At 42.8% G+C, this 22,546-nt stretch carries 20 protein-coding genes; 3 read left to right on the top strand and 17 right to left on the bottom strand.

What is annotated here, in order from left to right:
* Positions 1 to 52: 52 nt before the first annotated feature.
* The 17 genes from BM739_RS06155 to BM739_RS06075 all read right to left on the bottom strand — a co-directional run bounded on the left by BM739_RS06155 (position 53) and on the right by BM739_RS06075 (position 17,659).
* Positions 53 to 526, bottom strand: coding sequence for a type II secretion system protein (locus tag BM739_RS06155; RefSeq protein WP_076538544.1), 474 nt, complete (start codon positions 524 to 526; stop codon positions 53 to 55).
* A gap of 185 nt (positions 527 to 711) precedes the next feature.
* Entirely contained in the window at positions 712 to 1,212 is a 501-nt protein-coding gene (locus tag BM739_RS06150; protein ID WP_076538542.1) for a type II secretion system protein, read from the bottom strand.
* A gap of 118 nt (positions 1,213 to 1,330) precedes the next feature.
* Complete coding sequence (locus tag BM739_RS06145; protein ID WP_076538539.1) at positions 1,331 to 1,945, bottom strand: prepilin-type N-terminal cleavage/methylation domain-containing protein; 615 nt, start codon at positions 1,943 to 1,945, stop codon at positions 1,331 to 1,333.
* A gap of 130 nt (positions 1,946 to 2,075) precedes the next feature.
* Positions 2,076 to 2,597, bottom strand: a complete 522-nt coding sequence (locus BM739_RS06140) for a hypothetical protein (protein WP_076538536.1) — start codon at positions 2,595 to 2,597, stop codon at positions 2,076 to 2,078.
* Positions 2,598 to 2,634: 37 nt separating this feature from the next.
* Positions 2,635 to 3,852, bottom strand: a complete 1,218-nt coding sequence (locus BM739_RS06135; RefSeq protein WP_076538534.1) for a type II secretion system F family protein — start codon at positions 3,850 to 3,852, stop codon at positions 2,635 to 2,637.
* A 2-nt stretch (positions 3,853 to 3,854) separates the two neighbouring features.
* Positions 3,855 to 5,609 (bottom strand): GspE/PulE family protein, encoded by a 1,755-nt coding sequence (locus tag BM739_RS06130; protein WP_076538531.1) that lies wholly within the window; start codon positions 5,607 to 5,609, stop codon positions 3,855 to 3,857.
* The gene (locus BM739_RS06125; RefSeq protein WP_076538529.1) at positions 5,606 to 6,934 is read right to left on the bottom strand and encodes a lipopolysaccharide assembly protein LapB; all 1,329 of its coding nucleotides are present in this window, start codon (positions 6,932 to 6,934) and stop codon (positions 5,606 to 5,608) included. The genes BM739_RS06130 and BM739_RS06125 overlap by 4 nt, the downstream gene beginning before the upstream one ends.
* Positions 6,931 to 7,863: an ExeA family protein gene (locus BM739_RS06120; protein WP_076538527.1), complete on the bottom strand. Its 933-nt coding sequence runs from the start codon at positions 7,861 to 7,863 to the stop codon at positions 6,931 to 6,933. Before BM739_RS06120 ends, BM739_RS06125 begins: the two co-directional genes overlap by 4 nt.
* Before the next feature lie 23 nt (positions 7,864 to 7,886).
* Entirely contained in the window at positions 7,887 to 9,575 is a 1,689-nt protein-coding gene (mshL, locus tag BM739_RS06115; protein WP_076538525.1) for a pilus (MSHA type) biogenesis protein MshL, read from the bottom strand.
* 13 nt (positions 9,576 to 9,588) lie between these two features.
* Positions 9,589 to 9,900 carry a hypothetical protein gene (locus BM739_RS06110; RefSeq protein ID WP_076538912.1) on the bottom strand — a complete coding sequence of 104 codons (312 nt, stop codon included), beginning with the start codon at positions 9,898 to 9,900 and terminating at the stop codon, positions 9,589 to 9,591.
* Between the two features lie 4 nt (positions 9,901 to 9,904).
* Entirely contained in the window at positions 9,905 to 10,555 is a 651-nt protein-coding gene (locus BM739_RS06105) for an MSHA biogenesis protein MshJ (protein ID WP_076538523.1), read from the bottom strand.
* Positions 10,552 to 11,154, bottom strand: coding sequence for a fimbrial assembly protein (locus tag BM739_RS06100; RefSeq protein WP_076538521.1), 603 nt, complete (start codon positions 11,152 to 11,154; stop codon positions 10,552 to 10,554). Before BM739_RS06100 ends, BM739_RS06105 begins: the two co-directional genes overlap by 4 nt.
* Positions 11,151 to 12,080: a hypothetical protein gene (locus BM739_RS06095; RefSeq protein ID WP_076538519.1), complete on the bottom strand. Its 930-nt coding sequence runs from the start codon at positions 12,078 to 12,080 to the stop codon at positions 11,151 to 11,153. Before BM739_RS06095 ends, BM739_RS06100 begins: the two co-directional genes overlap by 4 nt.
* Positions 12,081 to 12,538: 458 nt before the next feature.
* Entirely contained in the window at positions 12,539 to 14,461 is a 1,923-nt protein-coding gene (gene csrD, locus BM739_RS06090; protein ID WP_076538517.1) for an RNase E specificity factor CsrD, read from the bottom strand.
* Between the two features lie 414 nt (positions 14,462 to 14,875).
* On the bottom strand, positions 14,876 to 16,117 hold the full coding sequence (locus BM739_RS06085) for a malic enzyme-like NAD(P)-binding protein (protein WP_076538515.1): 1,242 nt from the start codon (positions 16,115 to 16,117) through the stop codon (positions 14,876 to 14,878).
* Between the two features lie 438 nt (positions 16,118 to 16,555).
* Positions 16,556 to 16,768, bottom strand: coding sequence for a 50S ribosomal protein L31 (rpmE, locus tag BM739_RS06080; RefSeq protein WP_076538513.1), 213 nt, complete (start codon positions 16,766 to 16,768; stop codon positions 16,556 to 16,558).
* A 126-nt stretch (positions 16,769 to 16,894) separates the two neighbouring features.
* Entirely contained in the window at positions 16,895 to 17,659 is a 765-nt protein-coding gene (locus tag BM739_RS06075) for a FimV/HubP family polar landmark protein (RefSeq protein ID WP_076538511.1), read from the bottom strand.
* 77 nt (positions 17,660 to 17,736) lie between these two features.
* On the opposite strand from BM739_RS06075, the gene priA reads away from it, so the two are divergent.
* From priA to BM739_RS06060, 3 genes are all read left to right on the top strand, one after another.
* Complete coding sequence (gene priA, locus BM739_RS06070) at positions 17,737 to 19,932, top strand: primosomal protein N' (protein WP_076538508.1); 2,196 nt, start codon at positions 17,737 to 17,739, stop codon at positions 19,930 to 19,932.
* A gap of 154 nt (positions 19,933 to 20,086) precedes the next feature.
* Positions 20,087 to 21,832, top strand: coding sequence for an arginine--tRNA ligase (gene argS / locus BM739_RS06065; protein WP_076538505.1), 1,746 nt, complete (start codon positions 20,087 to 20,089; stop codon positions 21,830 to 21,832).
* Entirely contained in the window at positions 21,833 to 22,417 is a 585-nt protein-coding gene (locus BM739_RS06060; protein ID WP_076538503.1) for an SPOR domain-containing protein, read from the top strand.
* Positions 22,418 to 22,546 lie beyond the last annotated feature (129 nt).

Here is a 22,546-nt window from a genome sequence, read left to right as displayed (position 1 = left end):
TTGCCAAAAAAAAGCCTGCAACAGCAGGCTTTAGTTTACAGCTATTTAAATATTAGCAATCTGAAGCTGTAGGTAATGTTAGAAATGTTGGGAGTGTATTCTCTCCAGCACTTTCAGTATAAGTTAACTTGCAAGCTGCTGGAGCGCCTACTTGAACTATCTCAATAGATTTAGGCGCATCTGCTGCAACAGATACTACTGTAAAATCCCATTCATCGTCTGAAATATCTACCGCTTTTAATAATTCAGTTTTTGTTGCTGCAATATAGCCGAATACTGTGGCAGCATTAGCTGAAGCACCAATACTTACTGAACCTGGATTTTTCTTTTCTTCACCCGCAAGGATTGCTTTTGAATATACTAAGCTATTAGCACCTTGAATCGCTGCTTTAACACCTTGCAAAGTTGATACGCGTGCATCACCTTGTAAATTGATAAATTTAGGCGCTGCAGTCACGGCTAAAATACCCAGAATAATAATCACCACCACTAATTCAATTAGTGTAAAACCTTGTTGCTTTTGCATATGTAATAACCTTGAATATAATTGAATAACATCAGCCCAAATAATTCGAGCTTATCCCTTTCTGGCAACAATTTTATCACTCAATCATAAGTTTCATGTGTTACTAAGATTACACTGCGGCAAAATTTTTCTTTTAAAAACAAAAAAGCCTGCATAAGCAGGCTTTTATTATCCGAAAATTTTATTTAGCAAAGATCGGGATCTGTTACAGCTTCATAAGTTGGAAGATCTGTATCGGTTGCCTCTGTATAAATCAGCGTACAAGTATCAGGTGCACCACGTTGATATATAGTCGCTTCACCATCAGTTGTATCATCGATAATCCAATCATTGCTACCAGTATCAACATCTGCAATAGCATCAAAAGAAACTTCCATTGCTCGCTCTAAATCAGCTTGAGTAGCAGCAGTATAACCATACACAATATTGTGATCTGCTGTACCTGAGCCAATATCAATTGTTGCAGTACCATCGGCAGCATCACCTTTCTCTTGACCAGCTAATGCAGCTTTGGAATAAACTAACGTATTTGAACCTTGAATTGCTGCTTTCATACCAGCTAACGCAGAAACGCGTGCATCACCTTGCAGATTAATAAATTTAGGTGCTGCGGTTACCGCTAAAATACCTAAAATAATGATAACCACCACCAACTCAATTAACGTAAAACCTTGTTGTTTTTGCATAATGCAGATCCTTTTTTAAAATAGAATTCATTGTATTTACAACATTACTGAATAATCCTTATTCAGTAATTTACTGTTACTTACTAGTGATTAAGGTTTTATTACCTTAACCATTAAACTAATCGTTACTAAAGCTTAATACTTGGCCTGTTCCTGGATTGTAAGTCACACCTTTTGCTCCAGCAGTATCTAAGTCAGGAGCTGGAGAAGCTATGCCATTATTTGCATTCAATACTAATGAAGCCACTTGATGATAAACACATAAATCAATGTTATTTACTGTGGTGCCGTCTATTGCGGTTGCAGAACCTCCACTTCCGCCAAGGACTCTTACAGTATAACGCTCATCACGAGCATCTTGGTTAAATAGCACATTGCGCGGCGCACTTTGCAATACGTTATCAAACACTTCTTGGCATGTTTGGTTAGTCATTGCTGTAACACTGGTATTGCTACTATTGCTACTGCCTGTCGGGAAGCCAAAGCGAGTATCCAATGACACCACTGTGCCATCTAAAATAACAGAGGTATTACGGCGACCATCCACTTCCCACTGGGCGCGAACAAAACCAACTGCGGTGGCTAAGCCACCTGCCACACCTTCAACACTGGCGTTTTGTGCATCTTCAGTCACGTTTAAAAAACGTGGAATTGCGGTTGCCGCTAGCAAGCCTAGAATGACAATAACAATAACCAGTTCGATTAAAGAAAAGCCTTGTTGCTTCATTTTCATATAAAATACCTCTATTGAGACTGACATCTATTTGAGCTGCAGTCATATTGCCTATTGTTAACTAGCTAAAGCTTATATGTAAATAAATTTTAGCACTTAATGTAGATTAAACACCTGTATCGATTAAAATTTAATCTGATCCGGTAAAAATAACCCGCCCCGATGAAACCTGATAACTAATGCTGCCACTTTGCACTGTTGCGAAATGACAAATCTCTAATTCGGTTTGGTAATTTACCCTAGCTCCCATATCTTGCAAGTTGCTTGCCATCAATTGTTGCCATAACTCGACACAGCCCTGTGGGGAGGCGGATTTTAGCATTGGCCTGCCAAAAGTCGACATCAAAATAATATTATCTTGTTCTGCTAGCGTGCCATCCTTAGACTGTTGATTCACAGAGTCTGGCGCTAGGTTTTCCCAGGTTAATTTCAAGCTCTGGGGCCTGCCCTGACTGAGCCACTGGCTTTTCACCATTGCTAAAACATATAGCAACCGATTATGTTCACGCTGAATACTTTGCGCGCCAATAGTATCTAGGCTGGCAAAATGTTTTGCGCCGATCACCGCCATAATGACTAGCGCTAAGGTGACGCTGACAATACGGATATAGCTTTTAACCAGATTGCGTTCTGATTGCTGTTGCTTTTGCATTATGCAATTAACTCATGGGTTGTTGCGTTATGCACAGTTAGCCACCTTTGACCACATTGAGCATATCCCACATAGGTAGATAAATACCTAAAGCCAAAATCAATACAATCCCAGCCACAAAACCGATTAAAATAGGCTCTAGCTTGGCGGTTAAGTTCTTTAAATCGTAATCAACCTCACCTTCATAGAAATCAGCAGCATCGTTAAGTAGCTTATCAATTTGGCCGGTTTCTTCCCCTACTGCCACCATCTGCAGTACTAATGGGGTAAATAAACCACTGTGATTTGAAACCCTTAGCATTGACTCACCAGATTCAATGCCGCGGCGCATGGCAACAATGCGGTCGTGCATGTAACTATTATCAACGGCATCAGCCACTAAACTTAACGCTTGAGTCATGGGCACGCCCGCGCCCAACATCATCGAAAAACTGCGGCAATAACGCGATAAGGTTGAGCGCTCAATAATTGATCCCACGGCGGGAATATGTAACTTCCACTTATCCCACTGTCGCTCACCTTTTTCGGTGTGATGCCAATAACGAATACCGACAATAATGGCCACTAAAACCACTGTCATTACATGCCAATAATTAACAAATAAATTAGAGGTGTTAATTAAAATTTTAGTGGCCCATGGCAGCTCGGCGCCAAAACGGGAAAACATATCAGCAAATTTAGGGATCACCATGATATTAAGTACCACCATGGCAATAGTAATAGCGATCAATACAAAGATGGGATAGCGCATGGCCGACTTGATTCGGCGGCGTGTCTCTTGCTCTCGTTCGATATAGCTCGATAACTGGATAAAAGCATCTTCCAATTTACCGGTGTTTTCACCCACATGAACCATAGAGATAAACAACGAATCAAAAATATCTTGATGCTGATTCATGGCAGCAGATAACGGACGACCTGAGGTTAGTTGCTCTGAAATATCATTAAGGGCATCTTTCATTCGCTGAGAATGAGTGGTTTCAGCCAAGCCTGCAATCGCACGCAAAATTGGAATGCCAGAGCGGGTTAACGAATACATTTGCCGAGTAAAAATTTGTAGCTCTTCTAACGACACCTTTTGAGTAAAAATACCGCCAAGATTAAAAGGCTTGGTCGGTTTTACTTCACGCAGCTCAAGGGGAATGATGCCACGAGACATTAACGCATCTGCGGCGCTATTCTCGTTTGCAGACTCGATTAAGGCATTCACTGCAGCGCCTTGGGAGTTCCGGCCTCGATACTGGAATGTTGGCATAATTAAACCCCTAAGCCCATATCATGTTGCGCTGGGGGCTCCATCCGTTGCTCACTAACATCTTCAACCAGTTTGGCCACCTCTTCTATGGTTGTCATACCATTAAATAAATATTCAAAGGCTGAATCGGCCAGCGGTACAAAGCTTGGGCTTTGTTTAGCCGCATGGGCAAAGTCTTGCGGATTACCGGTGCGCATTGCATCCACCATGGCATCATCAAGCTCAAGAATTTCAAAAATACCAATACGACCACGGTAGCCGGAGCCATTACAGCTTTGACAACCTGTACCTACTTTAAAGTTGGCGTGGCTAGGATCTTTTTTGCTGACGGCGTTAATCCAGGCTAATTCGCCTGCTGTGGCTTGGTAGTCTGTCACACAGTTCGCGCACACACGGCGCACTAACCGCTGGGCAATAATCACCCTTAGCGCACTGGCAACTAAGTAACTGGCTGCGCCCATGTCTAATAAACGTAGCGCGCTGGTAATGGCATCATTGGTATGCAAAGTTGATAATACAAAGTGACCGGTTAATGCGCCTCGAAGGCCAATTTCGACGGTTTCTTGATCACGCATCTCACCCACCATGATGATATCGGGATCTTGACGTAATGTGGTGCGTAGTACGCTGGAAAAATCTAAGCCTATCTTATGATTTACCTGTACTTGGTTGATCCGCGGCAATTGGTATTCCACCGGATCTTCAACAGTAATGATTTTGGTATTGGCTTTGTTCAGTTCACTTAAAATGCCATACAAGGTAGTGGTTTTACCGCTACCTGTTGGGCCTGTGACTAACAGCATGCCGTGGGGCCGCTTAATCTGTTTACGAATGCGCTGCAGAATATGATCCGGCATCCCGGTTTCATTTAGTGTCAGTAAACCTGCAGATTGGTCCAATAAACGCATTACCACTGACTCACCGTGGTAAATCGGCATGGTCGACATACGAATATCAATTTTGTGGCCTTTAACCTCAATATTAAAACGGCCATCTTGTGGCATACGTTTTTCAGAGATATCAAGCCCAGCCATGAGCTTTAAACGCAGTACTAATGCCGAGGCAATATTAACTTCATCTAAGGTGTTTTCATGCAATTGGCCATCAATACGTTGGCGAATACGCAGTACTTTTTCACCGGGTTCAATATGAATATCCGAGGCGCGCATTTGCACTGCATCTTCAAAAATCGACTGTAATAATTTAACCACTGTGGTTTCATTATCACTGTCACTGTTGGTGATACTGGCCAAGTCGAACATGTCATCGGCAGCGTATTCTTCTTCTAATTCGCCAGCAATTTTTGCAATTTCATCGGTGCGTCGATAGAGGTTATCGAAGGCATCCAGTAACTGTCGCTCTGGCGTCACCGCAATGGTCAATTTTTTCGGTGCGACAAACACTTCAAGGTGATCGATAGCTTGCAGATCCGCCGGATCGCTCATGGCCAAGGTCACGCTGTCATCTGTGGCTTCAACGACTAAGGCGCGATAACGACGCGCCTGCACTTCAGGGATCAAACTGACCACTTCAGCAGGAATAGAAAGTCGGCTGATATCTAAATAAGGCAGATTAAGCTGCTGAGATAAAAACTTCAGTAATTGATCTTCAGTAATACAGTTAAGATCAATTAAAGTACGACCGAGCTTTTTACCGGAGTTACGCTGCTCCGCTAATGCCTGCATTAACTGATCGTTTGAAATAATGTGTTCTTGAACTAGTAGATCGCCCAAACGCATTTTCAATTTAGGTTTCATTGGCTACCTCCTAGTTGAATTAAACGCTGCTCTATATAAGTCATAGCACCCGTTGATAAACCTCTATATGACATTGCCTTTCGATAAGCATCTGCCGCCTGAGGATATTGTTGTTGTGAATCTAACGCATAGGCTAAGCCCATCCACCAGCGCGCTTGCGAGGGTTCAATGGTCAGTAATGAGCGATAAGCCGCTTCTGCCAGTGCAAATTGACCTTCTTGTTGTGCAATATCACTTTGTAACATCCACTTGTCTCTGGCCCATTCGCTGTTATCGTCTATCTCACTCAGGGTATTGAGCGCTTTATTGGGACTAAACGCGGCGATTTGCACTTTTGCCTTTAAGATGGCTAATTCAACCTCTTCAGGAAAAAGGCTCACCCCTTGGGCTAAAATCTGTTCAGCTCTGCCTAAGTTATTGACCGAGTAATACAGTGCGGCGAGTTGTTTTCTTGCCTGATGCATAGAAGGCTGCAGCACCAAAGCTTCATAATAATTTTTAATCGCTTGATCAATTTTTTGCTGCTGCTCAGCCACTTCTGCTACATCAAATTTTTTCTTCGCTAATTGTTCATTGGTTAAGGTCACTTCTTTAACCGCCATGTGACCTTTTTGATTTACATTGGCCACGGTTGCAGTATTGGCTGCCATGGTTTTAGTCGCTGGCGTCTTTATATCCGTTACGGCTGCGCTGCTGCTTGAACGGCGATTTTGGGCAAAACGCACTTTTACATCCGCCGTTTTTTCAGCCACGTTGACGGCTTCAGGTTCAACCAGCGTTTGGTGTTGTGTTACTGCCTTGGCTTCTGCGATGAGGCTTGCTGGCTCGCTAACGACTATGTCTTGTTGCTCAGCTAACTCTTCATTTACTAGCTTTACATTAACTAACTCTACATTTGCTAGCTTTGATTGCTGGTTAGCATCAGCTTCATTTAGCTCACTTTCTTTTAGCTCAGCGCCTGCAAGCTGATCCGAGGCTTTAATCTCACTCTCTTGCTGCGCTATGGTTACCTTCGCACTGGCATTGCTAGTATCAGCCTTAGACTGAAGATTATGCTCAGCCAAAGGCTGCAGATTTTGTAATTGCTTACCTTGTTGATAGAGCATAAAGCCTAATATCAACATGGTAATGATCATCACCAGCGCAATGAATAAGCCTCGGTTCGACCCCACTGCTGAGGCAGATGTTGATTCTGGCTGCAACTGACTGTGGAACTGTACTTTTGGGGTAACAAAAGCCTCAGTCGAGTTGGCAGCGCTATTTTCATCTACTGCGTTTTGCTGGCGCTTATCTAAATCTTTTAAAACTTTATTGATTACGCTCATATTGACTCACTTAAAACAGCTAACCAGTCAACATCGACAAGATATAAACATGTCAGTGATGCGCTAATAATTAAGATAAAAAATACCCAAGCATTTATGGTATTGCTGGGCGCTAGATGTGTGGCGTCCTCAGTATCAGCAATGGCGGCGCGGCAATGTGATGTACTTATTTGCGCTCGCCCTTCTGCATAACACAGCAACATGGCTTTATTAGCAATCACATTAACTAACCGTGGTATGCCTCTTGCCGCTTGGGCGATTAATTGAATGTCTTTATCACTAAACAAACCTTTGCCTAGGTAGCCTGCAACACTTAAGCGATAGTTAAGGTAAGCTTTAATTTCATCCCACACTAACGGCCTTAGGTTATAACTAAAGGTGATCCGCTGTTTTAACTGCCGTATTGCTGGGTCTTGTAAGCGCTCATCTAGCTCTGGCTGGCCAAATAATACGACTTGAATTAACTTGGCGCTTTCAGTTTCTAAATTGGTAAAGAGTCGCAGCGTTTCTAAACTGTTATTAGGTAAAGCTTGAGCTTCATCGAGCACCAGAATCACTTTAAAGCCTTGGCTGTTGAGCTCAAGTAAACGGCTTTGAATTAAGCTGGTAAGTTGCTGCTGATTTAGGTTTTCAGTTAATAAAACCCCGAGCTCCGCCGCTAACGCCCAACGAAGCTCGTCAGGGGTTAAATAAGGATTAGGCACATAGGCACAGTGATAATTAGTCGGTAAATCATTCATCAACTTACGACAAATCAGCGTTTTGCCTGTGCCCACCTCGCCAGTAACTTTAATAAAACCTTCACCATTGGCAATGGCTGTTTGCAGCACTTGTAACGCCTCCACATGGGGCGTCAAACCAAAGAAAAACTGAGTATTTGGTGTTAGCGTAAACGGTAACTGACTCAGGCCAAAGTGCTGCTGATACATAATGTTTGCTCGTGCTTACATCGCTATTCTTGCTCTGGGTACCAACGGTCTAGCAAGTCTTTTGAACGCTTTAGCTCGTTGGTCCAAGTGTCAGCACCGACAACCGTTGGCTTAAGCATAATGATAAGCTCTGTTTTTTTGGTTGATTTACTGCGGTTGGTAAATGCCTCCCCTAAGAAAGGAATATCACCCAGTAGCGGCACTCTAGACACGATTTCAATATTCTCGCTCTTCATTAAGCCACCGATCACTACCACATCACCTGATGAAGCTTTTATCACAGTGTCAGATTCACGGATTTCACTTTGCGCTAATGGCAGCTCTAATGATGAGCCACTGACTTTAATTTCTTTGATTTGCTCAGACACATCAATCACTGATGGATGAACATGCAACAACACATTGCCTTCACCATCAATTTGCGGGGTCACGTCTAAAGCAATACCAGAAAAGAATGGCGTCAGTTCAACTTGCGGGGTCGTCACTGGCGTTGTACCTGCGACCGTGGTTGATGATACGTCAGTAACAAAGTACTCATCATTACCCACTTTGATCACGGCTTTTTGATTGTTAGATGCGGTCACCCTTGGGCTTGAAAGCACATCTACATCCCCTTGGGTATCCAGCAGGCTTATCATGGTACTAAAGTCGGTACCGGTTAAGCTGACAGAGGTCACTCCGCCTATTACATTCGTAATTTGATCGCTTAAGCCATTACCCGGTGAAGTACCAAAACTAATGTCTGTGCTACCTGCATGACCTAAAACGTTATCCCATTGAATACCTTGTTGATAACCATCAGATAAGGTCACTTCTAAAATTTTAGCTTCTAGGATCACCTGACGCTGTAAGTGGGTTTCAGCAATATTTAAAAAGGTACTGACTTGGCGTAACTCGTTTGGAAAAGCGCGCACCGTTACTAAGCCTGCTTGAGGCGTAATCACCACTTGGCGTCCACCACCGGTATCGCCAATAATGGACACTAAGGTTTTTTCTAGCTCACCCCAAAAATTTGACTTAGTGGTCGAGCGAATAAAGGTGCCGTTGGTATTATCACTACCATCATTACTACTGTTGTTACTGCTGTTGTTATTTGAGCTATTGCTGCTATTTGAGTTATTGCTGTTTGAGTTATTGCTGTTTGAGTTCGAGTTTGAATTATCATTACTGTCTGAAATGCGCCCAGAGCTGACAGAGGTTAGTGATAAGCCTTCACGTTCCATATAAATATAATTTAGCGGATAGGTTTCGGTGCGCATGCCCGCAGGGAAAATCCGTAAAATACGACCATCTTGGCTAACTTCATAACCATAAATGTCTTCAATCACTTTAATCACTTCAGAAAGCGTCACGCCATTGAGCGATACAGAAATAGAGCCGGTCACATCAGGATGCACCGCCACACTTAAAGGAGTGCCTTGAACTAAACTTGGGAAAAACACTTTAGCATCAACATCGTTAGCCGACACATCAAAGCGGCGCTCAGTCGGTAAAGCTGCACTGGTTCTGCCAAGGGAACTTGAACCATTTAATTCACGCTGCACATCTTCAGGCATTTGCGCTGGCGGCGGGACAATATTTTGCGCCGCTTGTGCTTGCTCAAGAGATTGACTCAGCTCACTTTTAGAGGTGGTTGGATCGGGTCTGTCTGTCGTTTGACAGCCCAACAAACACAGGGATAGCAGAGGGGTTACATACTTAATTACATTCATTGTTATTGATTTCCTATCGCTCTGTTATCGATTGAAATAGCGTTAATTTTCTGCCATCAGCTAAATTAACGTATTGCTTTCCAATATATTCAATTCGTACCCCTTCGACGCGATCGCCAACAAATAATATTTTGTTGTTAATCACCGCGTGGGGTTTATTACTGTGCATTATGCTATTAAGTACTAATGAGCCCGGACGATTAACTTGAGTCGATGACACTGCGTAGCCTTTACCTGGTAGTGTCGGATCTCTCAATGCTTTTGCAAAACTTAAGCTACTGAATAGCAAAAAGCTTAGGCTGATAGCACAGGTGATTATGAGTATCTGCTTATTGTGCAACACTAATAAACTCCTTATTAATACTTAAGGTATAAAGCTCTATTTCTACTGTGGCATTGGGGTGTTGCTCAACATGATAATCAAGACGCTTCCAATATAATTTGTCTGGCATAGCTTCAATGGACTGAATAAATTTTAAAATCGCGAAATAGCGCCCTTCTAGGGTTAAGCGAATACCATGGCTATACAGGTTCATTTTGTCTTCTTCGCCCACTTCAATAAGTGGCTGCGGCGCGATAGAGGAAAATGACACTAGCTTCACATCGTTAATATTACCCAGCAAAGTGGTTAATACTGTCGGCATATAATTGGCTGGCACCATGGAGATCATCTGGCTTTCTAAATTGGCATCCATCTGCTGATTTTGCTGCTCAATCAAGGTCAACCTATTGCGATAATCACTATTAGGATCCATGGCTAATCGCTGCTGATAAAGCGCAATTTGTTGCTCAGAAACCTCATTTTCAGATTCAATTTGCGTTACTTGATGTGACAGCTTTAATCTTTCTTTCCAGATAGTTTCAACCGGTATATAAAGCAGCATTGCAACAACAATTATGCTGGCAAGGGCAATCAATACTCTTTCGCGCTGACTGAGCTCATTAAACTGAATGGCGAGTTTTTGCCATGATTGCTTCATTGCTTCGCCCCCTGTTCAACAGTGCTCGCCAACTTAAACGCCAAAGGCTGGTTTTCGCCTCTATCCATGGTCATGGTAGAAAAAGCGTAACCTTTAAGAGTTTCGGTATGCTTTAATCGCTCCACCCAAAGTGGAATGCTTTGGGGGTGAGAGCCAAAACCTTCAAATTCAAAATATTGTTCATTTATCACAATCCGATTTAGCCATACAGAATTATCAGATACAGCGGCAAGATCGGTGAGCAGGCCTGCGTAGCCATGACTTATCATGTTATCTCGTTGTTTTATTTCATCTGATAATAATTGCTTTAACTCTAGACGTTGCTGCTCAAGCTCGACTTTAGCAACTAAATCCGCATCCGGTTGACGGGTGGATAATTGCAACTCTAACGCTGCTTTTTGATTGTCTAATTGCAGCTTTTGCTTTGATAAAGCCGCGTGCTGACTGGCAAGAGTCGACTCCAACCAAAAGCCAACACCCCAGGCGATAAGACTGAGCACAACTACGGCGGCAACCGCCAACATCATGCGCTCAAAAGACAATCTTAACTTGGCGGGCAATAAGTCGGCGCTAAACAGGTTAACCGTGGTTTTGATCACTTAACACCTCCAGCGAGTTGCGCATATGCCATGGTGGCAAAATGACCATTTACAGAGTCGTGTGAGATCACGCTGACCGTTTGATTAAAGTTTTGTGCGACCAAAGGCACCAAGGCTTGGGATTCACCACCGATAAGTAAATTAATCGACTGAACTGGGGCTTGGCGTAATTGGCTCTCGAAGTAATCCATTGAGCGTTGAATTTCTAAACTCAAATTATCGGCTAATCCATATTGTAAGTCTTGGGCACTGGCGCTATCGATTTGACTAAAGCCGCGCACTCGGCGCTGCATTAATAACTCGCCTTGCTTAACCACGGTTAATAGCAACTCTTGCCCTGATACATGACTAACAATCATGTGGGCTGACTCATCGTCAAATAAATGGGTCATGGCAATTTCTTCAATGCTGATGCCGCTAATGACAAAACCATGATGCTCACAAGCTTGGGCTAATTGCGATAGTTGCGCTTTATTAGCCACTACCACATTAATTTTTCCGGATGTGTTTAATGAAGACTCAAAGTAATCTAATTGAATGTTACTTACAGGCTCTGAAACTAAGTCTTTAACCGACCACAAGAGTGCTTGAGATAGCTCTTGGGCTTCTACGTTTGGTTTATCAGCAGTGACTAATTGGTAAAAGGCTTCACTCAAGACTATTTGAAGCTTAGCAGCGCCAAATTCTTGCTGTAGCATTTCAAAGGCTTTTGAGTAATTATCGCCATTTAAAGCGATTTGATGAGTAACGCCGTGTATAGCCAAGTTTGCAAAGGGTTTTGTTGTTGAATCAGTTTGTTGCTCATCATTGCTGACTATATTAGTCTGAAAAACTGAAATCGTATCCGCGCCAAGGTATAAGCCTAACTCTGCAGTAGGCTGAGGCTTGCGCCAAAAAGCTAATGTGTTCAAAAAACCATTTTTCATTCAAAACCCTGTGCTTCAATGACTCGCGAATGTAATGACATAGAAAGAAAGTAACTCTACGCAGCCAAAATCAAACCAGTTAGACAACATCAAAATAGCCTACTTACCGAGATGTCATAACGATTTTCGCCAACTAAGACTAAAAAAGCGTCAAAAAAAATAACGAGTGTCATTTTAACCTCTAATCCCTTAATTTTATAGGGGAATATTTGGCTAATTTTCCATTATACATAAGATAGGTTGTTAAACGAAGATACACAAGTTTCACACTCGCTCATCAAACATGCTATCACAGTAAAATGTGGCAAAATCAGCTGAATAAACAGCCACAATCTATCATTGTTCCCATAACGGCTGCCGATAACGACTCACTATGAGCTATTACTGATACAACAAGATACAATTATCGTACCAATTTATAGTAAAACGCTTTTAAGCTAGCCCAAGCAGCTTCAATACTAGTGGTTAAAAAAGTCACCTTGGGCGGCACTAACACCGAGAATTTTTAACGTTTGCCACTCTTCAAAACTACTGACACCTTCAGCAAATACCTGCACTTCAGCGCGATATAAGCCACCAATTAAGCTACGAATAAACAATTGGTTTTCAGATTTAAGATGGATTTGATGAATAATAGAGCGATGCAATTTCACTAAGTCAAAATGGCACTCTTGAATGTAGTGAGTGCCCACAACTTGCAAGCCCACATGGTCAACACACAACCTTGCTCCTATTTTGCGAAGCATTTCGAGCGTGGCGACCAAGTCTTGTTGATGTTTGACCACAATATCTTCAGCCACTTCAAAAGTAAGCCTTGATGCTAAGGGGCGATGCTCAAGTAAGGTGGTTTGTAGCCAGCGCGTAAAAGCGCGACTGGTTAACGAATCGAGACTTAAATTCACACTAAAATGCTGTTGGTTATTGGCCATTAATTCAAATAGCACAGTTTCAATTAATTGCCGCTCAATTTGCGGCATCAAGCCACACTTGTTGGCCATAGGGATAAATAACGTCGCCCTAACCTCATTACCTTGATTATCAATAGCGCGGCTGAAGGCCTCTTGGTGGCAAGCTGCGCCATCACTATCAATCACATTTTCGGTGATAGCCACAAAGCGGCGGTTAACTAAGGTGCTTTCTAAAAAACTGCGCCAACGCACTGAGCCTTTGGCAATCTCTTTATCTACAGCGCCTTTGTCATACATAAACCAATTATTATTTCGTTGCAGTTGTGCAGCTTTTAAGGCCATTTCAACTTCTTCAACGATCTGCTGCTGCTGATCGCCAGCCTTGTAAAAAGCGGCCCCTAAATGAATATAGTTATCTTGCGAGTCAGACTGATTTTGTAATTGGCTAATACCAATTTTAAGCAGTTTGCCGGCTAAACTGTCTGCTTCAGCAAGGGATAATTGCGGCGCGACCACCACAAATTGATTAAAACTGTAGCGGGCAAAAATGGACTCTTCAAAACTCACCAGTAACCTTTGTACGGCTTGCACTAAGTCATTAAGCTGCTCATTCACTTCTTCAACACCGTGTTGTTGCTGTAATAAATCTAAGTCGTCAAAGTTCATCAGCACCACTACCCCATGGGCAATCATGGCTTCTTGGTGGGTTAACGCCTCCAAACGGTTTTCAAAAAAGATGCGGTTACCAATGCGAGTGCTGGGATCCAAAAAGGTATTCGAGCGAATAAACTGATCAAAACGGCCCCGCTCTTTTTGTGCATCTTGCAGTTGCACAAGTAACTTGGTCATGGCGCGGTTAATCAGTCGTGGTCTGGCCTTAGCCGCATATTGCAATGCTTGTTGATGCTCGCCATCCAAAATCAAATGACTACGCTGAGCGATATGTTCAATGCCGTCTAACTCTTCAGTAAACCAGCGCAATCCAAAACGGACAAACAGTCCAATGGCGCTTAAAGCAATAAACAAGCTGATATATTCATACCAACCTAATTGTTGTACTAGATACGGCTGGGGTAAATTTAGCTCCATCGCTAAATTAGACGGCTTATCAAGCGTATGCTTATAGAGAGTTGGATATTGATCTGCCGTAGGGGAGTAATACTCAAATAAAATATCATCACCACGGGTCAACTTAAATGAATTGGCGTTATAAGCCATTAGCATAGGCGGTAGCCATGCATGTAAATCCCACTGGCTATTGGATTGGCTATTAGATTGGCTATTAAATTGGCTAATAGATTGATAGTGCTCAACTAACATCAACCCTAACTTATCGACTTTTTGCTGCTGAAATTTATAGGTCAATTGTGTGAAACTGACCATAGCACCCACCAAAAAAATAAAGCCCACAGCCGTGAGCGATAACAGCCAAAAACTGATCAGCTTTTTGGTTAGCATTTTCGTTAATTTCATTTATCAGCATCCTGCTTAAACACAGCACTCAAGGGGAATTCGTTATTGTTATTTTATTGCGAGTACATTTTTATTATTAGAAAAATAGTTTAGAAAAATAATATTAAAATCACATGTTCAGTTTATGCTAAACGCGTTTACTTTATACTAATAGTCTCGCCTTATATTGAGCTCGTCATAATATCACTTGTTGAATAAAATAATGCTGTCGCAGTTTTAAAAAAGTGAGCTTAGGCTTAATAATCTTATTTTGCTAAATTATCTGCAGCAACCTTGCAAAAATAACGGTGACACTGACTCAGCATCATTTAATTATAGCAGCCAAATCATTTTTATTATTAACGCCATGATCAGCCAATAAAAAAGGGGCTAATGCCCCTTCCTAACTCACGCTAATATCTCACCATTAATAGACTAATAGTCAGTGGGTACCTTATCTAGTACCGCGACACCTGAATCAATGGCCGCTTGAGATACCGCACTGGCGATATTTCTTAATAAACGAGGGTCCATTGGCTTAGGCAGCACATACTCTGGGCCAAAGCTTAATGAATCAACATGTGGGTATGCTGCTAATACTTCCGCAGGAACAGGTTCTTTAGCAATTGCCGCTAACGCTTTAACTGCAGCAATTTTCATTTCATCATTAATGACACTGGCTCGAACGTCTAATGCGCCTCTGAAAATGAAAGGAAAACACAATACGTTATTCACTTGGTTTGGGTAATCACTGCGGCCAGTACCCATAATCAAGTCTTGACGGATTGAGTGTGCCAACTCAGGTTTAATTTCAGGATCTGGGTTTGAACAAGCAAAAATAACCGGTTTTGGTGCCATTAGTGCAATGTCATCAGCAGTTAATAAATCAGCGCCAGAAAGCCCTAAGAATACGTCGGCATCCTTAATCACATCTTGTAAGGTACGCTTGTCTGTGTTGTTAGCAAACAAGGCTTTGTATTCGTTAATGTCTTCACGGCGAGTATGGATCACCCCTTGTCGGTCGAGCATGTAAACATTTTCACGCTGAGCGCCACACTTAACAATCATGGTCATACAAGCAATAGCCGCTGCGCCTGCACCTAAACAAACAAATACTGCGTCTTCAATTTTTTTGCCTTGAATTTCAAGTGCGTTCAACATGCCAGCTGCAGTTACGATAGCCGTACCATGTTGATCATCATGAAACACAGGCACATTACAACGGGCAATAAGCTCTCTTTCAATTTCAAAACACTCAGGCGCTTTGATATCTTCTAAATTAATGCCGCCAAAGGTATCTGCAATCGACTCAACCGTATTAATAAAATCTGCCGTGGTTCTGTGCTTCACTTCAATATCAACTGAATCAATATTGGCGAAACGCTTAAACAATAATGCCTTACCTTCCATCACAGGTTTTGATGCTAATGGGCCTAAGTTACCTAAGCCTAAAATAGCCGTACCGTTAGAAATCACCGCAACGGTATTACCTTTATTGGTATAACGATATGCGTCATCAGGATTGGCCGCAATTTCTCTTACCGGCTCTGCCACACCTGGACTGTATGCCAGCGACAGATCATGACTAGTTTGCGCTGGTTTAGTGAGGGTTACAGCAGTTTTACCTGCAACTGGGAATTCATGGTAATCGAGAGCTTGTTGGCGAAAATCTGGCATTGTATTTTCCTGAGTGAGGCAAGTGATACGGCGAAGTAAAAGTAATTCTGCGAAAACGAGGCCTGTTAAAAATAACCTAAGATCAAACTAAACCGTCAGCGATCGCTTTCAGCTGGGATTATAAATCAAAAAATAACAAAAGTTACCTTTAATAATTGGAATTTGGTCAAGTTATATTTTTTAATCAAAAAATTAACCATCACATTAAGAATCAATGACTTAAAAATGTAGAAAAATAACAAGATTTGCTAATAAAAACCGTAAAATGCTACTTAAACTTGTCAAAAGTTTGCCTAAATAACAATATTATTAACTCAGTTGAGTTTATATAATTTATAACCAAAAACTTTATTTAGCTGAAAATAAATTTGTGTAAAAAGTGACAGCTACAAAAAAAGACGCCGAAGCGTCTTTTTCTTAAAATAATTGCAAGGGCAATTATTTTTTACCAAGTGCACCAAAGCGCTTGTTGAATTTGTCGATACGACCACCAGTGTCTACAACTTTCTGAGTACCAGTGTAGAATGGGTGACATGCGCCACATACGTCCAAGTGCAAGTTTTTACCAGCAGTTGAATTTACTTTAATGATGTTACCACAAGTACAAGTTGCAGTAATTTCAGCGTAGTCTGGGTGGATACCTGTTTTCATTTGGATTACCTTTTAATATAGGCCACGTCGCTCTCCCAACCCGAAGTTGAGCACCACATGCGTTAATAACAATAGTGTTTTAGGCGCGCAATAGTACAGTATGTGTCCAGCCCAAACAAGTGCTATTTATTGACGACGGTGTTTAGCTTCCATCGCCTCAAATTCAAGCTTGGCATCTGCCTTAGTTAGATATTGATTCAACTGAACTTTTGTCGGGCAACGCAATGGGACATTGCGTTTGATTAAGTGAATTTTCTGCTGCGAAAACGCCTGAGGATTTGCCTCATAAAGCGCTAGCATGGCCCCATAAACATGGGTATTCCACGATGTAGCATAACGTGATGCAATCCCCCATAAGGTTTCAGTGTTATTACGCTCAACCATACAAGCCTGACTATAATTGCTGTTATTACTTGCCGTTACAGTAATAGGATCCTTTAGAGCTGGTGTTGCAGCTAACGGGGCTTTTTTGAGTGCTTTAGCGGCATCGATTTTAATCTCACTGCGGCCATTGGGGCTTATGTAAGGGGCATCAAATACCGACAATACCGCAAACTGCTGCCAACTATTGCCCTTATACTCACTGACAATCAGCTTAGCATTAGGATCGCTGACATCATCAACCCCTATGGCGTAGAGCATAAAGCTATTCACCGGTTGCAGCATTAACTCCTCAACAAGCTCATTTGCTCCATCGGTTTGACGTAAGTGAAAACTCAGTCGTGACAGGTCACCGTTAGCGGCCACAATATTGAGTTTTAATTGCGGATGCTGATCTAGCTTAAAATGGCGGCTATTGATACTGATATGACTCAGCGCCGCTTGGGCGCTAAACGAAAATAAAAAAACGGACAGTGCTAGGGCGTGTTTGCTAAATAATCCTTTTAACATCAATTTTCTCTTATCCTATTTCTTTATGGTCTAGCTCGAGTAAACTAGAGCTTCACAATTCTGAATGATGATGACTTATGCCTGTGTTTGTTGAGGTTGCATTGCCCGTTCCCATGCGGCAAACCTTTAGTTACCAAATCCCTGAAGCCAACGTAGCACAAATAAAGCTTGGACTGCGGGTAAAAGTGCCTTTTGGTCGACAGCAACTGATTGGGCTTATTACTGCCATTAAAGAGGACTGCGACGTGCCAGCAAACAAGATTAAAGCTATCACTGAACTGCTGGATGATAAACCGTTACTGCCTGAAAGTTTGTACAAATTAACACTTTGGGCGGCAAGATATTACTTTGCCAGCCAAGGGCAAATGCTCAGCCAAGCCTTACCGGTTGCCCTGCGTAAAGGCCTAAGCGCCCAACCGCAGACTGTGACTGTATTTGGGTTAAACGAGCAAGGCAAGCAGGTTGATATCAGCGTGCTCAAAAGAGCGCCCGCACAAAAGAAATTATTCCAATTACTGCAGCAGTCGGCCATCAGTCAAGATGAATTTACCACTCAAGAACTGAGTAAAGTAGCCTTAAAAGCCCTTGAAGATAAAGGCTGGATTGAGCGCCAGCACATCACCAATGCCGCCGACTTAAGTTGGCGTCAACAACTCGTAATGACAGAAACCCCACTTAAGCTTAATAAACAGCAAGCGGTGGCAGTATCTATCCTTAATCAGCAGCAAGGGTTTCATTGCAGTTTATTAGAGGGCATTACTGGCTCAGGTAAAACCGAAGTCTATTTATCAGTATTAGAAACTATCCTAAAGCAAGGCAAACAAGCGCTGATTTTGGTGCCAGAAATTGGCTTAACGCCGCAGACCATTAACCGCTTTAAGCGCCGATTTGATGTCAATATTGCGGTTATTCACTCTGCATTAACTGATAACCAGCGCTTAGAAGCCTGGCGTCAGGCCCGTAGTGGTGAAGCCGCGATTATTATCGGCACTCGCTCGGCACTATTTACCCCTATGGCATATCCGGGGCTGATCATTCTTGATGAAGAACATGACAGCAGCTTTAAGCAGCAAGAAGGGGTGCGTTATCACGCCCGTGACTTAGCGGTAATGCGCGGCCACCTTGAAGATATTCAAGTAATTTTAGGTTCGGCCACGCCATCACTAGAATCACTACAGAATGCCATTTCAGGCCGTTATGCCCACTTAGAACTAGGCGAGCGAGCTGGTGCAGCGCAAAAGGTAAAACAAGGCATTATTGATATTCGCTCCCATCCGCTTAAGGCCGGCATGAGCGCCTCGATGATCAATGAAATGCGCATGCATTTAGATGCAGGTAATCAAGTATTACTGTTTTTAAACCGTCGCGGCTTTTCGCCAGCCCTACTTTGTCATGAGTGTGGACATTTGCATGAGTGCGATCGCTGCGATGCCTTTTTTACTGTCCATCAGAGCTTAAATGAAATCTGCTGTCACCATTGTGGCAATCAATATGCTATTCCTCATCAATGCCATGAGTGTGGCAGCACCATGTTAATGGGTCATGGCACCGGCACTGAGCAACTGGCGCAAACCTTAGAGCAAGAGTTCCCCCAATATCCGGTGGTGAGGATCGATCGTGATACCACCCGCAGAAAAGGCTCATTAGAAAAGCAGCTTAATGGCATTTTAAAAGGTGAATATAAAATCTTAGTGGGCACCCAAATGCTGGCAAAAGGGCATCATTTTCCTGATGTGACCTTAGTAGGCTTAATGGATGTCGATGGCGCTTTATTCAGCGCTGACTTTAGAGCCCCAGAGCGTTTTGCCCAGCTTTATACCCAAGTATCAGGCCGCGCCGGCCGTGCTGATAAGCCCGGTAAAGTATTACTGCAAACCCATCAAAGTGATAACCCCATATTAAGGGATTTGCTGCAGCACGGTTATGGTAAGTTTGCCCGCGGGCAACTGCTTGAGCGCCAACAAGCCCTGTTGCCACCCGCTTGGCACATGGTGCTGCTCAGAGCCGATGCCCATTTAGCAGAAGATGCCGATAACTTCCTTAATCAGGTGGCTAGCTTATTACCACAAGATAAAGAGTTTGAAGTCATTGGCCCAATGCCAGCTCCGCTAGATCGCAAGGCAGGGAAATACCGCCGTCAGTTATTGTTTCAAGCTAAAAATAGACAACGATTACAACAGGTTTTTGAGCAAGTACTGCCAACCATTGAAGCATTACCTGAAAGCAAAAAATGCCGCTGGAGCATTGACCGCGACCCGCAAGATTTAATGTAATCAGTTTGTCTAATGCAGCGATTAAATTCGCTTTGCTGAAATTTAAAAAAAATCTCGAATAAAAACACTATCGAGATAGCATTCGAGTATCAAAAGCGGCTAAAATAGTCGGTTACTCCTGTCTTTTACTTTAAGTTAGTGCTGATAAACGCCCATGAAATCACATATTGCATCTTTACTAGAACAAACCGTCGACTCTTTTAAGCAACAAGGCATTGTCCCAGCTGATTTTCAGGCTCGCATTCAAGTTGAGCGCACTAAAGATAAAACTCATGGTGATTTAGCCACTAACTTAGCGATGATGCTAACCAAAGTCGCTAAAAAGAACCCGCGCGATATCGCCCAGTTAATCATCGACAATCTGCCGGCATCTAGCCATGTGGCTAAAGTTGAAATTGCCGGCCCTGGCTTTATCAACTTCTTTATTGATGAAAATGCCTTAGCAAATCAACTGCAAGATGCATTAAACAGTGAGCATTTAGGTATCAGCTTGCCTGAATCACAAACCATTGTGGTCGATTACTCATCACCAAACCTGGCTAAAGAAATGCACGTAGGTCATCTACGTTCAACCATTATTGGTGACAGTGTAGTACGCGCACTAGAATTTTTAGGCCACAAGGTCATTCGTCAAAACCATGTGGGTGACTGGGGTACTCAGTTCGGCATGTTACTCGCCTATATGGAAGAGCTTCGCGCTGCTCATGGCGAGCAAGCTGATCTTGAGCTATCTGATTTAGAAACCTTTTACCGTGAAGCCAAAGTACGTTTTGATGAATCAAGCGACTTTGCTACCCGCGCCCGTAACTTAGTTGTATCGCTGCAATCAGGTGATGAATACTGCAATAAACTATGGCGTGAGTTTAATGATATTTCGTTAGCCCATTGTCATGACGTTTATAAACGTCTTGGGGTGACCTTAACCCGTGAAGATGTTCATGGCGAAAGTGCTTACAACGATGATTTAGCCCAAGTGGTTACAGACTTAAATGCTAAAGGGTTATTAAGCGAAAGTAATGGCGCTAAAGTGGTATTCCAAGAAGAGTTCCGCACCAAAGAAGGCGAGCCTCTACCGGTTATTATTCAAAAAGCAGATGGCGGGTATTTATATGCCACCTCTGATTTAGCCGCAATGCGTTACCGCTCAAATGTACTAAAAGCCGATCGCGCCCTGTACTTTGTCGACTTGCGCCAAGCGCTGCATTTCCAACAAGTATTCAAACTGGCTAAAACCGCAGGTTTTGTTCGTGAAGGTTTATCACTAGAGCACACAGGTTTCGGCACCATGAATGGCCCAGATGGTCGTCCATTTAAAACCCGTAGTGGTGGCGTTGTTAAGTTAGTGGATTTACTGGATGAAGCAAACACTCGCGCCGTTGAATTAGTGCGTAGCAAAAACCCAGATATGGACGAAGAGACCCTACTTGAAGTGGCTCGCGTTGTGGGTATTAGCTCAGTTAAATATGCAGATCTATCAAAAAACCGCGCCAGCGATTATATCTTTAGCTTTGAGCAAATGCTCAGCTTTGAAGGTAACACCGCGCCGTACCTACTTTATGCATACACCCGTGTAGCAGGTATCTTTAAACGTGCCGCAGATGTTGACTTAAGTCAGGCTAAAATCGTGCTTGAACACGATAAAGAAAAGCAACTCGGTACTAAGCTTGCTCAGTTTGGCGAAGTATTAACTCGCATGACTGAAAAAGGCCTACCACATGTTATGTGTGCTTATGTTTATGAGCTAGCCAGTGAGTTCTCAAGTTTTTATGAAGCTTGCCCTGTGCTTGCCGCTGAAACTGAAGCGCAAAAACAAAGCCGTTTATTATTGGCGCAGTTAACTTCAAAAACCTTAAAAACCGGTTTGTCGCTGTTAGGCATCGAAACCTTAGAGCGTATGTAAATGAGCCGAGATTACGCTAATAAAAAGCCTAGTCCCAAAAAACGTTCGGCATCTAAAAAGAGAGGCGCAGCTCAACAAAAGCGCTCTATTCCTTATTTGCCGACCTTGGTGGTCATTTTACTGTTAGGCGGTTTTGGTTATTTCTTGTGGTTTATCAGTGGTAGTTCTGATGATGTGACGCCTGAGTCAGCACCAGCAACTCAAGTGGTTAAAAAGCCAACGCCAAAGCCGACTAAAAAAGACCCTAATGCCCTGCCGCCAAAACCAACGGAGCAGTGGACTTATTTGGAAGAGCTAGAAAATAAGAGTATTGATATTGAAGTGCCAGAAGATGCGATGAAGTCTCAAGGCCCTTACCAAATGCAATGCGCCTCATTTAGAAAACTTGCTCAGGCGGAAGAAATGAAAGCCGTGATTGCCTTTCAAGGTCTAGAAGCCCAAGTCAGAGCCACCCAAGGCACGACAGGCGTGTGGCATAAAGTGATCTTAGGGCCATTTGAGTCAAAACGTGCCGCAGAGCGTGCCAGACATAAATTGCAGCGTGCTAGCATTAATGGCTGCCAAATTTGGCTATGGGAATACTAAGCTTATCTCAGTTAGATAACTCAGCCTTCGTATCCTAGAATCGATAAACAACTCAAAAAAGACGCTAACACTGTTAGCGTCTTTTTTATTCCCTTGAATTTCGAATAACCAACCCCATATCTAGTTTAT

Origin of the sequence: Shewanella sp. UCD-KL21, from assembly GCF_001957135.1 — a bacterium.
Classification (GTDB): Bacteria; Pseudomonadota; Gammaproteobacteria; order Enterobacterales; family Shewanellaceae; genus Shewanella.
Note: the sequence above shows the minus strand (reverse complement) of the source record. Positions and strands in the feature narration are given on the sequence as shown.

Coding starts and splice junctions, on each gene's coding strand:
- mshL (WP_076538525.1), bottom strand. CDS start 9,575: ATGAATGTAATTAAGTATGTAACCCCTCTGCTATCCCTGTGTTTGTTG.
- BM739_RS06095 (WP_076538519.1), bottom strand. CDS start 12,080: ATGAAAAATGGTTTTTTGAACACATTAGCTTTTTGGCGCAAGCCTCAG.
- argS (WP_076538505.1), top strand. CDS start 20,087: ATGAAATCACATATTGCATCTTTACTAGAACAAACCGTCGACTCTTTT.
- BM739_RS06085 (WP_076538515.1), bottom strand. CDS start 16,117: ATGCCAGATTTTCGCCAACAAGCTCTCGATTACCATGAATTCCCAGTT.
- BM739_RS06120 (WP_076538527.1), bottom strand. CDS start 7,863: ATGTATCAGCAGCACTTTGGCCTGAGTCAGTTACCGTTTACGCTAACA.
- BM739_RS06075 (WP_076538511.1), bottom strand. CDS start 17,659: ATGTTAAAAGGATTATTTAGCAAACACGCCCTAGCACTGTCCGTTTTT.
- csrD (WP_076538517.1), bottom strand. CDS start 14,461: ATGAAATTAACGAAAATGCTAACCAAAAAGCTGATCAGTTTTTGGCTG.
- BM739_RS06150 (WP_076538542.1), bottom strand. CDS start 1,212: ATGCAAAAACAACAAGGTTTTACGTTAATTGAGTTGGTGGTGGTTATC.
- BM739_RS06155 (WP_076538544.1), bottom strand. CDS start 526: ATGCAAAAGCAACAAGGTTTTACACTAATTGAATTAGTGGTGGTGATT.
- BM739_RS06140 (WP_076538536.1), bottom strand. CDS start 2,597: ATGCAAAAGCAACAGCAATCAGAACGCAATCTGGTTAAAAGCTATATC.
- rpmE (WP_076538513.1), bottom strand. CDS start 16,768: ATGAAAACAGGTATCCACCCAGACTACGCTGAAATTACTGCAACTTGT.
- BM739_RS06135 (WP_076538534.1), bottom strand. CDS start 3,852: ATGCCAACATTCCAGTATCGAGGCCGGAACTCCCAAGGCGCTGCAGTG.
- BM739_RS06125 (WP_076538529.1), bottom strand. CDS start 6,934: ATGAGCGTAATCAATAAAGTTTTAAAAGATTTAGATAAGCGCCAGCAA.
- BM739_RS06130 (WP_076538531.1), bottom strand. CDS start 5,609: ATGAAACCTAAATTGAAAATGCGTTTGGGCGATCTACTAGTTCAAGAA.
- priA (WP_076538508.1), top strand. CDS start 17,737: ATGCCTGTGTTTGTTGAGGTTGCATTGCCCGTTCCCATGCGGCAAACC.
- BM739_RS06105 (WP_076538523.1), bottom strand. CDS start 10,555: ATGAAGCAATCATGGCAAAAACTCGCCATTCAGTTTAATGAGCTCAGT.
- BM739_RS06145 (WP_076538539.1), bottom strand. CDS start 1,945: ATGAAAATGAAGCAACAAGGCTTTTCTTTAATCGAACTGGTTATTGTT.
- BM739_RS06060 (WP_076538503.1), top strand. CDS start 21,833: ATGAGCCGAGATTACGCTAATAAAAAGCCTAGTCCCAAAAAACGTTCG.